The 12,610-nt window shown below is 74.6% G+C and carries 8 protein-coding genes; 5 read left to right on the top strand and 3 right to left on the bottom strand.

Annotated features, from left to right (window positions below):
- The first annotated feature begins 74 nt into the window (after window positions 1–74).
- The gene (gene manB / locus QRN89_RS13705; protein ID WP_290349648.1) at window positions 75–1,166 is read left to right on the top strand and encodes a mannose-1-phosphate guanylyltransferase; all 1,092 of its coding nucleotides are present in this window, start codon (window positions 75–77) and stop codon (window positions 1,164–1,166) included.
- Window positions 1,167–1,387: 221 nt separating this feature from the next.
- On the top strand, window positions 1,388–2,395 hold the full coding sequence (locus QRN89_RS13700; protein ID WP_290349647.1) for a DNA-3-methyladenine glycosylase family protein: 1,008 nt from the start codon (window positions 1,388–1,390) through the stop codon (window positions 2,393–2,395).
- Window positions 2,396–2,701: 306 nt separating this feature from the next.
- Here the strand turns inward: QRN89_RS13700 and QRN89_RS13695 are convergent, their stop codons facing one another.
- The 3 genes from QRN89_RS13695 to QRN89_RS13685 all read right to left on the bottom strand — a co-directional run bounded on the left by QRN89_RS13695 (window position 2,702) and on the right by QRN89_RS13685 (window position 5,651).
- A complete protein-coding gene (locus QRN89_RS13695; RefSeq protein WP_290349646.1) occupies window positions 2,702–4,000 on the bottom strand; it encodes a coenzyme F420-0:L-glutamate ligase in 1,299 nt (432 codons plus the stop codon).
- Complete coding sequence (cofD, locus tag QRN89_RS13690) at window positions 3,997–4,953, bottom strand: 2-phospho-L-lactate transferase (protein WP_290349645.1); 957 nt, start codon at window positions 4,951–4,953, stop codon at window positions 3,997–3,999. The genes QRN89_RS13695 and cofD overlap by 4 nt, the downstream gene beginning before the upstream one ends.
- A 194-nt stretch (window positions 4,954–5,147) precedes the next feature.
- A complete protein-coding gene (locus QRN89_RS13685; RefSeq protein WP_290349644.1) occupies window positions 5,148–5,651 on the bottom strand; it encodes a cysteine dioxygenase in 504 nt (167 codons plus the stop codon).
- Window positions 5,652–6,334: 683 nt separating this feature from the next.
- Between QRN89_RS13685 and QRN89_RS13680 the strand changes: the two genes are divergently transcribed.
- The 3 genes from QRN89_RS13680 (at window position 6,335) to QRN89_RS13670 (ending at window position 12,553) form a co-directional block, all read left to right on the top strand.
- Entirely contained in the window at window positions 6,335–6,598 is a 264-nt protein-coding gene (locus QRN89_RS13680; RefSeq protein ID WP_017945871.1) for a WhiB family transcriptional regulator, read from the top strand.
- 601 nt (window positions 6,599–7,199) lie between these two features.
- Window positions 7,200–10,979: a glycosyltransferase family 2 protein gene (locus QRN89_RS13675; protein WP_290349643.1), complete on the top strand. Its 3,780-nt coding sequence runs from the start codon at window positions 7,200–7,202 to the stop codon at window positions 10,977–10,979.
- The gene (locus QRN89_RS13670; RefSeq protein ID WP_290349642.1) at window positions 10,976–12,553 is read left to right on the top strand and encodes a DUF5719 family protein; all 1,578 of its coding nucleotides are present in this window, start codon (window positions 10,976–10,978) and stop codon (window positions 12,551–12,553) included. Before QRN89_RS13675 ends, QRN89_RS13670 begins: the two co-directional genes overlap by 4 nt.
- Window positions 12,554–12,610: the final 57 nt, after the last annotated feature.

The following is a 12,610-nucleotide window of genomic DNA, read 5'->3' as shown; positions in this document are numbered from 1 at the left end:
CGTACGCACAGGCTGCATACACTGGCCGGTCATACGCGCGAATTGCCCGGCCCCAGAAGGAAGCAGAGAAGGCATTGACCCAGGCCCAAGAAGCGATCCTCCTGGTCGGCGGCAAAGGCACACGACTCCGCCCGCTCACCGTGAACACGCCGAAGCCCATGGTCCCCGCGGCGGGGGTGCCGTTCCTCACGCACCAGCTGGCGCGGGCGCGGGCCGCGGGGGTCGAGCACATCGTGCTGGCGACGTCGTACCTGGCGGAGGTCTTCGAGCCGTACTTCGGGGACGGTTCGTCGCTCGGGCTGCATCTCGAGTACGTCACCGAGGTGGAACCGCTCGGCACGGGCGGGGCGATCCGGAACGTCGCATCCCGGCTGCGGTCGGGCCCGGACGAGCCGGTGCTCGTCTTCAACGGGGACATCCTCACGGGACTGGACATCCGGGCCCTCGTCGACACCCACCGGTCCTCGGGCGCCGATGTCTCGCTGCATCTGACCCGGGTCGAGGACCCGCGCGCCTTCGGCCTGGTGCCGACGGACGACACCGGCAGGGTCACGGCGTTCCTGGAGAAGCCGCAGACGCCGGAGGAGATCGTCACCGACCAGATCAACGCGGGCGCCTACGTCTTCCGCCGCTCCGTCATCGACGGCATCCCCGCGGGCCGGCCGGTGTCCGTCGAGCGCGAGACCTTCCCCGAGCTGCTCAGCTCCGGGGCGCATCTCCAGGGCATGGTCGACTCCACGTACTGGCTGGACCTCGGCACCCCGCAGGCGTTCGTCCGCGGCTCCGCCGACCTCGTCCTCGGCCGGGCCCCGTCCCCGGCGGTGCCGGGCCGCTGCGGGGACCGGCTCGTCCTGCCGACCGCGACGGTCGCCGCCGACGCCAAGCTGACCGGGGGAACCGTCGTCGGTGACGGCGCCACCGTCGCCGAGGGGGCCAGGATCAGCGGCAGCACCGTCCTCGACGGCGCGGTGGTCGAGGCCGGCGCGGTGATCACCGACTCGCTCGTCGGCGCGGGCGCACGCGTGGGCGCCCGTACGGTCCTGACGGGCGCGGTCGTCGGCGACGGGGCGGTCATCGGATCCGACAACGAGCTGCGCGACGGCGTCCGGGTCTGGTGCGACGCGACGATCCCGGCGGGCGCGATCCGCTTCTCCTCGGACCAGTAACCGCCCGCCGGCGCGGCGGTCGGTCCCGTGCCGGACCGTACGGCCTTGTGCCGGACCGCCGGGCCGGCGGTTCACCGGCCCGCTGTCCGCCGGTGCCCGTCGGCCGCGCGCCGGGACCCGCTCGTGCGGGGGACGTCGCGGGGTCCCGCTGCGGAGCCCCACCCCGACCGCCTAGGCTCGGGGCAGACCTCGGCACACCCCCGCACCCAGGACACCCCTCCGTGGCAGGACGCTTCACCCCCCGGCCCGCCGTCAACCGCACCACGGTGCGCGGCGGCGGGATCGGCGTGCCCGCGCCCAGGCCCGGCGCGGCGACGGCCGGGGGCCGGGAGCGGACGTACGTCCCGCCGGGCCCCCTGGACCTCGGGCTGGTGCTGGGACCGCTGCGGCGCGGGCCGGGCGACCCGACGTTCCGCACCACCCCCGACGGCTCCGTCTGGCGCGCCACCCGTACGCCCGCCGGTCCGGGCACGCTGCGGGTGACCGCGAAGGGCACGGCGGTGCACGCCGAGGCGTGGGGCCCCGGAGCCGAGTGGCTCCTAGAACAACTGCCCGCGATGCTGGGCGACTTGGACGATCCTGGCGTGTTCGAACCGCGCCACCGGCTCGTCGCGGCCAGCCACCGCCGCCGCGCCGGACTGCGCCTCACCCGCACGGGACTGGTCCTGGAGAACCTGATCCCGTCGATCCTGGAGCAGAAGGTCACCACGGACGAGGCGTACCGCGCCTGGCGCCTCCTCGTACGCATGTACGGCGAGCCCGCCCCCGGCCCGTGCCCCGACCGGATGCACGTCATGCCGGACGCCCGCACCTGGGCGACGATCCCCTCCTGGGAGTGGCACCGCGCGGGCGTCGACAACAAGCGCGCGTCCACGATCCTGCGCGCGGTCCGCGTCGCGCGCAGGATGGAGGAGGCCGCGGCGATGGAGCCCGAGGCGGCCATGGCGCGCCTGGAGCTGATACCCGGCATCGGCCCGTGGACCTCCGCCGAAACGGTCCAGCGCAGCAACGGCGCCCCGGACGCGATCACCGTCGGCGACCTCCATCTGCCGCGCATCGTCGGCTACGCCCTCGCGGGGAACCGCGACGCGGACGACGCCGCGATGCTCGAACTCCTCGCCCCCTACGCCGGCCAGCGCCACCGCGCCGCCCGTCTGATCCTCCTCGGCGGCCAGTCCCCGCCCCGCCGCCGGCCGAAGATGCCGCGCTGGGACATCGGCAGGCTGTGAGCGGAGCGCCCCGGCCGATGGGCATCAGGCCCGATGGGCCCGATCAGTGATCCGACGGCCCCCGGGCCGGACTCTCCCGGGCCCGGCGCACTCCGGGCCCGGCCGCCGGCCCGGGAGCGGCTCCCGTCGCGCCGCACCCCGGCGGCCGCCCGCCCCGAGGCGCGGCGCGCCTCCCTCGGCCACCCGAGGCGGGGCCCGGCGCCCTCCCGAGCGCAGCGCCTCCCGGCGCAGCGCACCCCGAGCCACGCACCCTCACGAGCCCGGCGCACCCCGAGCCCCATGCCTCCCCGGCCCAACGGTCCGGCGTCACCGCACCTCGACGAAGTCCCCCGCGTCCCGCCCCGGGCGTTCCCCCGGCGCCTCCGCCGCGTGCCCGATCGCGACCGCGCCCATCGGGTCCCAGCCGGACGGCAGGTCCAGTACCTCGCGCACCACGTCCCGGCAGAACATCGTGGACGACACCCACGCCGACCCCAGACGCTCACCGGCCAGTGCCACCAGGAAGTTCTGGACGCCCGCCCCCGTCGCGACGACGAACATCTCGCGCTCCGCGGCGTCGCGGCGCTCGTCGCCGTAGTGGTGCGAGCCGTCCATGACCATGCACGGCACCGCCAGATACGGCGCGTTGCGCAGGACGTCGCCGCGCCGGACGCGCTTCGCGATCGACTCCTCGGACCTGCCGTCGCGGCGCAGGTCCGCGACCCACGCGTCGCGCATCGCGTCGAGCAGGCGCAGCCGCGCGGACTCCGACTCGAGAAGCACGAAGCGCCAGGGCGTCGTGTGGTGCGGGGCCGGCGCGGTCACGGCGGCCGCCACCGCGCGGCGGACCGCGCCCGGGTCGACGGGCTCGTCGGTGAAGGCGCGCACCGTGCGGCGCTGTGCCACCGCCTCCCGTACCGCCTCCGAGGTGCCGAGCCGGAACATGTCGTCCGCCGCGGGACGCACCAGGGCGCGGGCGCCGTCGGCCCCGTCGGCGAGGACATGGCCGAGTCCTCGGACCACCGCCACCGGCAGCCCGGCCGCCTTGCCCTTGACCAGGTCGCCGGCCGCGGCGAGCTCGTCGGCGGTGGCGACCACCGTCGCGTCGAGCCGGTTGCCGTGCGCGTCGGCGCCGCCGCGCAGATCGTCCAGGACCCGTACGCCCGCCGCGCCGATGGCGACGTCGGTGAGCCCGGTCCGCCACGGCCGGCCGAAGGTGTCCGTGATCACCACGCCCACCTCGACGCCGAGCGTGTCCCGCAGCCCTTCGCGGATGCGCGAGGCCGAGGCGTCCGGGTCCTCGGGGAGCAACAGCACCGTCCCGGCGGGGGTGTTGGAGGCGTCCACCCCGGCCGCGGCCATCACCAGGCCCTGCCGGTTCTCGACGATGCGCAGGCCGCCGCGCCGGGCCACCACCCGCACCGTCTCCGCGTCGATGGCGGCCTCGCGGTCACCGGCCGCGACGATACGGCCCTCCGCCTTGCTGACGATCTTCGAGGTGACGAGCAGGACGTCGCCGTCCGCCAGTCCCGGCTCACCGGCCGCGATCAGCTTCGCGAGGTCGTCACCGGGTCGTACCTCGGGCAGTCCCGGCAGGGCCCACACCCGGTAGGACGGTGCGGTCATCCGCGGACCTCCTCGGCGAGCGCCAGCGCCTCGCGCGCCATCGCGGCCGTGGCGTCGAGGTCGGTCATCATCAGGGGCACCGCCCGGCAGCGGATCCCCGCCTCCTCGACCCCGTCCACCGAGGCCGCGTCCACCGTGTCCACGAGCCAGCCGTCGAGCAGCCCCGACCCGTAGTGCCGTGCCACGGCGGCGGCGGTCGACTCGACCCCGACCGCCGCCAGCACCTTGTCGGCCATGCCCCGCACGGGGGCGTCCCCGACGATGGGGGAGAGGCCGACGACCGGCACGCCCGCGTCGGCGATCGCCTCGCGGATGCCCGGTACCGCGAGGATCGTGCCCACGCTCACGACCGGGTTCGACGGCGGGAAGAGGATGACGTCGGCCTCGGCGATCGCCTCCAGCACCCCCGGTGCGGGCTTGGCCTGTTCGGCGCCGACGGGTACGACGGCCTGCGCGTCGACGGACGCCCGCAGCCTGACCCAGTACTCCTGGAAGTGGACGGCCCGGCGTTCGCCGTCCACGTCGACGGCGACATGGGTCTCGACGCGGTCGTCCGACATCGGCAGCAGCCGCACCCCGGGCTGCCAGCGGGCGCACAGCGCCTCGGTCACGGCGCTCAGCGGATAGCCGGCGCCGAGCATCTGGGTACGGACGATGTGGGTGGCGAAGTCGCGGTCACCGAGCCCGAACCAGTCGGGCCCCACTCCGTACGCCGCGAGTTCGCTCTTGACCTGGAAGGTCTCCTCGGAACGTCCCCAGCCCTGCTCCTCGTTGATGCCGCCGCCGAGCGTGTACATCACCGTGTCGAGGTCCGGGCAGACCTTCAGCCCGAACAGATGGATGTCGTCACCGGTGTTGCCGATGACCGTGATGTCGGCTTCGGGGGCGGCCGCCTTGAGGCCACGCAGAAAACGAGCACCGCCGATGCCACCGGCCAGAACCACAATGCGCATGCTCAGAGTGTGTCAGGCGCCGGCTCCCCGGATGAGGCGCGGTCACCGGGACGGGCCCGGAGCGCCGGGGTGCCGGGCGAGGACGGGGCGGGTGCCGCCGTCGGCGGCCGGTCGGGCGACGACGGCGCAGGTGGGGCGGCGGCGGTTGCCGGTCGGGCTGCGCCGAGTGCAGTTCGGGCGGCGACGGGCGTGGGTCAGACGACGGAGGCGTCCTGCCGGGCGGCCGGCGAGCAGTGGGCCGTGTGCATCGGCATCTCGGTCAGGCCCGGGAAGTACACGTGCAGGCTGACGGCCGGCTCGAGCGAGTCGTTGACCACCTCGTGCACATATCCGGGTGCGAAGACGCGCTGCGCGCCGGCGGTCAGTGCGCGGTCGGTCCGGGCGGTCCGTTCGGTCAACTCGCCTTCCAGAACGGTCAGTACACCGGAGGACGGGCCGTGGTCGTGCAGTCCGCTGCCCTGTCCGGGCACCCAGGAGAGCAGCCAGACCTCGTAACCGGGGCCGGTGCGCAGCCGGTGGTACCACCGCGTCGTGGCGTCGTACCGGACGAGCGGGGCCCACTGGGCGCGGTCCTCGGCGACGGAGCGGGCGAGTCCGGCGAACTCGGCCACCGTCGACGGGTGGTCCTTGGCGGGCTGGAGGAGGTGCGGTACCTCGAGGATGTCGCCGGCGATCTGGAGGTCGCTGTCGCTGTTCATAGGGGTGCGGTGATTCCTCGGCAGAAACGGAAGGTCAGTGCTGGGGTGTCGCGAAGCCCACCGGGAAACGGCGGACCGGGGAGAGCTGGAGCGCTACGGCATCAACAGCTGGAACAGCAACAGCGCGCCTGGACAGCGCTGCGGAACCCACGGATCGCGTGGGTCGCGGAGGGCGCTGTGGTCGCTGGCATGCCTTCCAAGGTGACGACCCCGGCCCCGGATGTCAACTCAATGACCGATTTGGCGGCAATGTTTCACCTCATCCGGTTACTCCGGTCGGAGAAAGGTTTGTGCGTCGGTGAGGCCGGAGACATGGCGCTGCAACTGTGCTCTCAAACGCCGTTGCGCTCTTGTGATCGGACTGTGATCCGGATCGCTTGTGTGGCCGGATCGCAACAAGATCGAAGCGCGAAACGTCCTTCCCGGTGAGGGCCGGTGAACGCCGGTGCGGCACTGCGGGAGGAAGAGGGTGCGGTCAGGCCAGTGGCAAGTGTCATGGTTTTTGGTGATTTGAACACTTTCCGCATACGCTTGGTTCCGCAGAGTGAATACGGGGCTCAATAGCAGATCTCGGCTTGACTGGCCCGGATCCACACACTTGTAATTTCACTCGTGTCGTTCGGCCGAAATCGGTACGGCTCAGGGCCGGATCACGGGGACGCAAAGACAGACGAGGGGCGCACATGACCGAGCTGTTCCAGCAACTGCTGGTCGAGGACGCGGACGAGGAACTCGGCTGGCAGGAGCGCGCGTTGTGCGCCCAGACCGACCCCGAGTCCTTCTTCCCCGAGAAGGGCGGATCCACCCGCGAGGCCAAGAAGGTCTGTCTCGCCTGCGAAGTCCGTTCCGAATGCCTCGAGTACGCCCTCGCCAACGACGAGCGGTTCGGCATCTGGGGCGGCTTGTCCGAGCGTGAGCGCCGCCGGCTGAAGAAGGCCGCCGTCTAGGAGCAGGGCCCCCGGCCCGCCCGGGGCGCGTCACCCGCCGGCCGTCGTTCGCGACCGGCGCGACGCACGACGCGCCACGCAGGACGGCAGGGCGCACAAGCCGGACCGGCAGCCGCCCCTGTCGGGGAGCCCGCGACCGCGACCGTGACCGCCGCCACCGCGACCCTCCATCCGGTGGGCACGGCCCTCCGCCCCGACCCGAAGAATCCCGTACGACCGCACGTCCGTGCCTCTGCGCCGCCGTGTCTCTGCGCATCCGCATCCGCACGAGGCCGCATCCGCCACCGCACGAGAAGGTCCGCCGTCCCGGCTCCGCCTCCGGGGCGGCGGACCTTCTCGTCCGTCCACCGGCCGCGCACCGGCGCCCCGCCCGTCGTCCTCCCCCCGTCGTCCTCCCCCCGTCGTCCTCCCCCCGTCGTCCTCCCCCCGCCGTCACCGGCCCGGCGTCCGCCGGACAGCCAGGAAGCGGCCCGCCCGGGCCGCCGGGCCCCGCGTGGGAAGCCCGCGCCACGGCGCCGCGCCGGACCGTTAGTGTGGGGCCCCGTCCCAGACGCTCCAGCGCCCCCTCGCGGGGCGAACCGGCCGGAGGGCCCGTACCTCAATGTCCGCCACCCCTGCGGAGTTTGTTCCCGCCACCCCGCCCGAGTTCCCGCGGCACGTCGTCACCGCCGTACTCGTCTCCCACGACGGTGCCCGGTGGCTGCCCGACGCGCTCGCCGGGCTGCTCGGTCAGGAGCGCCCCGTACAGAACGTCGTCGCCGCCGACACCGGCAGCGCCGACGAGTCGGCGCGGCTGGTCACCGAGGCGCTCGGCGCCGACCGGGTGCTGCACCTCGCCCGCCGCACCGGCTTCGGTGCGGCCGTCGACGAGGCCGCCCGCACCGCCCCGGTGCTCACCCCGGACGAGCTGCCGTACCTGAAGCGGCCCAGCGGCTGGGACCCGGTCACCAGGACCTGGCGCGACGACGCGTACGACATGCCGGAGCTGCCGCACGGCGAACCCGTCCAGTGGCTCTGGCTGCTGCACGACGACTGCGCGCCCGCCCCCGACGCGCTCGCCGAACTGCTCCGCGTCGCCGACTCCGACGCCTACGCCGCGGTCATCGGCCCCAAGCTGCGCGGCTGGTACGACCGCAAGCAGCTCCTCGAGGCCGGCGTCTCCATCGCCAACAGCGGCCGCCGCTGGACCGGGCTCGACCGCCGGGAACAGGACCAGGGACAGCACGACCAGGTCCGCTCCGTGCTGTCCGTCTCCTCCGCCGGCATGCTCGTGCGCCGCGACGTCTGGGAGGAGCTCGGCGGCTTCGACCGCCGGCTGCCGCTCATGCGTGACGACGTCGACTTCTGCTGGCGCGCCCACGCCGCCGGCCACAGCGTGTTCGTCGCCCCCGGCGCCGTCCTGCGGCACGCGGAGGCCGCCGCCCGCGAACGCCGCACCGTCGACTGCGCCGGCCGCTCCGTCGCCAGCCCCCACCGGGTCGACAAGGCCGGCGCCGTCTACACCCTGCTCGTCAACGCACGCGGCAGGGCGCTCCCCTTCGTCCTGCTCCGCCTCGTCCTCGGCACGCTGCTGCGCACCCTCGCCTATCTCGTCGGCAAGGTGCCCGGCCAGGCGGTCGACGAGGTCATGGGCCTGCTGGGCACACTGCTGCGCCCGGAGCGGATCCTCGCCGCCCGCCGCAGGCGGGGCAAAGCACTCGTCGACGCGAGCGAACTGCGCCCGCTCTTCCCGCCGCCCGGCGCCACCGTCCGCGCCACCTTCGAACAGGTCGCGGGCGGTCTCGGGACCGGCGGCGATTCCGACTCCGGGGGCTCACGGCACGGAGTCGTCGAGTCCGGTCCCGGCGGCGACGAGGCCGACTTCCTGGAGGTCGAGCAGTTCGCCCGGCTCAAGAAGATCGCCCGCAAACCGGGGCCCGTCCTCTTCGCGGTCCTGCTGCTCGTCTCCCTCGTGGCCTGCCGCGGCCTCCTCGGCGGCGGCGCGCTCGCGGGCGGCGCCCTGCTGCCCGCGCCGGGCGACCTCTCCGAGCTGTGGAGCCGCTACGCCGACGCCTGGCATCCCCTCGGCACCGGCGGGACGCAGACGGCGCCGCCGTACCTGGCGATCCTGAGCGTCCTCTCCGGACTCTTCCTCGGCTCCACCGGCTTCGCGCTGACCCTGCTGCTCGTCTGCTCGGTGCCCCTCGCGGGCGTCACCGCGTACTTCGCGTCCCGTCCGCTGATCGAGTCCAGGCTGCTGCGGGCCTGGGCGAGCGTGGCGTACGCGTTCCTGCCCGCGGCCACCGGCGCCCTCGCCACCGGACGGCTCGGCACCGCCGTCCTCGCCGTCGTGCTCCCGCTGATCGCCCGTGCCGCGGTCGCGGCCCACGGACTGGCCCGCACCGACGGTGCGCGCGGCAGCTGGCGGGCGACCTGGGCCTACGCGCTGCTGCTGACGTTCGCGATGGCCTTCACCCCCGTCGTCTGGCCGCTCGCCGTCGCCCTCGGCCTCGTCGCACTCGTCCTGCGCCGCGCCGACATCACCGCGTACGGACTGCGCTTCCTCGCCGTGGCCGGCACCCCGCTGCTGGTCCTGGCCCCCTGGTCGCTGTCGCTGCTGAGCGAGCCGTCCCGTTTCCTGCGCGAGGCGGGACTGGAGTTCGGCACCGGCGCGGCGACCCCGCTCGACCTGCTCGGCATCAGCCCCGGCGGTCCCAAGACCGTCGGCGGGCTGCTCCTCATCGGCGTCGTGCTCGCCGCACTCGCCGCCCTGCTGCGTGGTGAACGGCAGTTCGCGATCCGCACCGCCTGGGTCGTCGCGGTCGCCGCGCTGGTCTTCGCGGCCGTGGCCAACGGCTCGGGCTGGGCCGGACCCGCCACCCTCGTCTACGGCATCGCCCTGATCGCCGCCGCCGTCCTCGGCGCTGAGGGCGCCAGGGAACGCGTCGCCGCCCAGAGCTTCGGCTGGCGTCAGCCGGTTGCCGCCCTGATCGCCCTCGCGGCCGCGGCCGCCCCGCTCCTCGCCGCCGTCAACTGGATGATCAGCGGCGCGGCGGGCCCGCTGGAGCGCCGCGACCCCGTGCAGGTCCCGGCCTTCGTCGCCGAGGAGAGCGGCACCCGCGACCAGCCCCGCACGCTCGTCCTCGGCGGCTCGTCGCCGGCGAAGGTGTCGTACACGCTGGTCCGCGGCTCCGGCGGGCGTCTGGGCGACGCCGAGCTCAGCGAGGCCGCGGGCAGCGACCCGCGCCTGGACAAGGTCGTCGCCAACCTCGTCGCCGGCTCCGGCGCCGACCAGACCAGCCAGCTCAGCGGCTTCGCCATCCGGTACGTCCTGGTCCGCGACGGCGCACCGCGCCAGACGAGCCGCGTCCTCGACGCCACCCCCGGCCTCTCCCGGCTCAGCCAGCTCGACGGCAGCGCGCTGTGGCGCGTGGACAGCCAGATCGCCCGGGCGGTCATCGTCAGCGGCAAGGCGGAGCCGCTGCCGGTGGCCTCCGGACCGGTCGAGGCCCACACGGACATCCCCAAGGGCCCCGAGGGCCGGGTGCTGCGCCTCGCGGACCGCGCCGACGAGGGCTGGCAGGCCACGCTCGACGGCCGTCCGCTGCAGCGCACCACCGTGGACGGCTGGGCCCAGGGCTTCGAGCTGCCCGCCGAGGGCGGGCGGCTGGACCTCACCCACGAGGCCCCGGCGACCCACACCGCCTGGATCTGGGCGCAGGGCGTGCTCGCCCTCGTCCTGGTCGTGCTGGCCCTGCCCGGCCGGCGCCGCGAGATCGACGACGACCTGCCCGACGAGGAGGCCGTGATCCCGGCCCAGCCCGTGGAGGGCGAGGGCCGCCGGGCCCGCAGGCTCCGTGCGGCGCAGGCAGAGGCGGCCGCCGCCGAATCCGGGACGGACCCCGCGGCGGAGCCGCGGCCCGAGACCGGCGCCGCGGACCCGTACGCGGCGGTGCCCCAGCAGCCGCAGTACGGCGCCGAGTGGGACGAGCGGGCCTACGCGGACGAGGGCGCCCCGGCCGGCACCGGGTACGGCTCGGCGGACGAGGGCGGCCAGACCGGCACCGGGTACGGCTCGTACGGGAACGGCCAGTACGCCGACCCGTACCCGTACCAGGACGCCGGACAGCAGTACGCCTACCCGGAGACCGGGCAGTACGACGGCCGGCAGGGCGGGCAGTACGACCCGCAGCAGCCGCAGCAGCAGTACGACCAGCAGCAGTACGACCCGCAGCAGCCGCAGCAGTACGACCAGCAGCAGTACGACCCGCAGTTCGGCCGCCAGGAGTACGACCCGCAGCAGTACGACCCCTACCGCACGGGCCCCGGGTCCGAACCGGGCCCGTACGACCCCTACGGCTACGAGAACGAGCAGCGTCCCGACGGGAGCAGCAACCAGTGAACCGCACGACCCTCTCGCTCCTCGCGGCCGTGACGTCCCTCGCCGCCGTGACCGGATTCGCCGCGCTCACCGCGCCGGACGGCGGGACGGCCACGGAGGCGACGGCACCGGCCCGCCTGCCCGTCGAGCGCTCCAGCCTGCTCTGCCCGGCCCCGGCGACGTCGGACCTCGCCGAGACGGTGTACACGTCCTACACCCCGCAGTCCGGCGCCGGCGGCGGCTCCGCCTCCTCCTCCGGCGGCTCGACGGCCGAACTCCGCCCCGCCGTCGCTACGTTGAGGGGCCCGGCCGACGACGCGGGCAAGGCGGGCGAGGAGAAGAAGGACGGGAAGGACGAGGAGGAGAAGGACGGGAGCGCGAAGAACCCTCCGTCCGACAAGCCCGTCGTCAGCCTCGAGCAGCCCGGAAAGCCCGTCGGCGCCAAGGCGAGCGGCAGCGCCGCCCCCGCGCTCGTCGGGACCGCCACCGGCAGTCTCGCCCCCGGTTGGACCACCCAGCAGACCACCACGGTCAGCGCCGGAAGCGGCCGCGGCGTGCTCGGCGTCAACTGCACCGCACCCGACACGGACCTCTGGTTCCCGGGCGCGAGCATCGCCAAGGACCGGCAGGACTACGTCCACCTCACCAACCCCGACGACACCGGCGCGCTCGTCGACATCGAGCTCTACGGCAAGGACGGCGCGCTCAAGTCCCAGCTGAGCGACGGCATCCAGGTCCCCGCGGGGGCGAGCGTCCCCGTACTGCTCTCCACCCTGACCGCCGATCCCGCCGAGGACGTGACCGTGCACGTCACGACCCGCACCGGCCGGGTCGGCGCCGCGGTGCGGGGCGCGGGGGACGAGACCGGCAGCGACTGGCTGCCCGCGTCCGCCGACCCGGCCGGCACGCTGGTGCTCCCGGGCATCCCCGCGGACGCGACCGCCGTGCGGCTGGTCGCCTTCGCCCCCGGTGACGACGACGCGGAACTGAAGGTGCGACTCGCGAGCGCGACCGGCACGATCAACCCCGCCGGCGCGGAGAGCCTGCGGGTGAAGTCCGGCATGACGGCCTCGCTCGACATGAAGGACGTCACCAAGGGCGAGGCGGGCTCCCTCCTCCTGTCCCCGGCCGAGGGCGCCCCGGCGTCGCCGGTCGTCGCGGCCCTCCAGGTCACCCGGGGCAAGGGCGACAAGCAGGAGATCGCCTACATCCCGGCCACCGCGCCCGTCACGGAGCGGGCCACCGCCGCCGACAACCGGGCCAAGGGCTCGCTGCTCTCCCTCACCGCGCCCGGAGAGACCGCCCAGGTCAAGGTGACGGCGTCGGCGGGCACCGAGGGCGGCGCCCAGGCCGTCAAGACGTACACGGTCAAGGGCGGCACGACGCTGGCGGTCAGTCCGCCCGTCCCGGCCGGGCTGAAGGGCTCCTACGCGCTGACCGTGGAGCCGCAGTCCGGGGGGCCGGTCCACGCGGCCCGCACGCTGCTGCTCCCGGAGGACGGCATCCAGATGTTCACCGTCCAGACCCTGCCGGACGACCGGGGCCTCGTCGCGGTGCCGGCGGCGCAGCAGGACCTCTCCGTCCTCGGCGACTGACGCGGACCGACCGCCCGGCCCGGTGCCGCCGCTCGTACCGGGGCGGCCCGGGTCCGA

It is taken from the genome of Streptomyces sp. HUAS CB01, assembly GCF_030406905.1.
GTDB classification, from domain to species: domain Bacteria; phylum Actinomycetota; class Actinomycetes; order Streptomycetales; family Streptomycetaceae; genus Streptomyces; species Streptomyces chengbuensis.
Note: the sequence above shows the minus strand (reverse complement) of the source record. Positions and strands in the feature narration are given on the sequence as shown.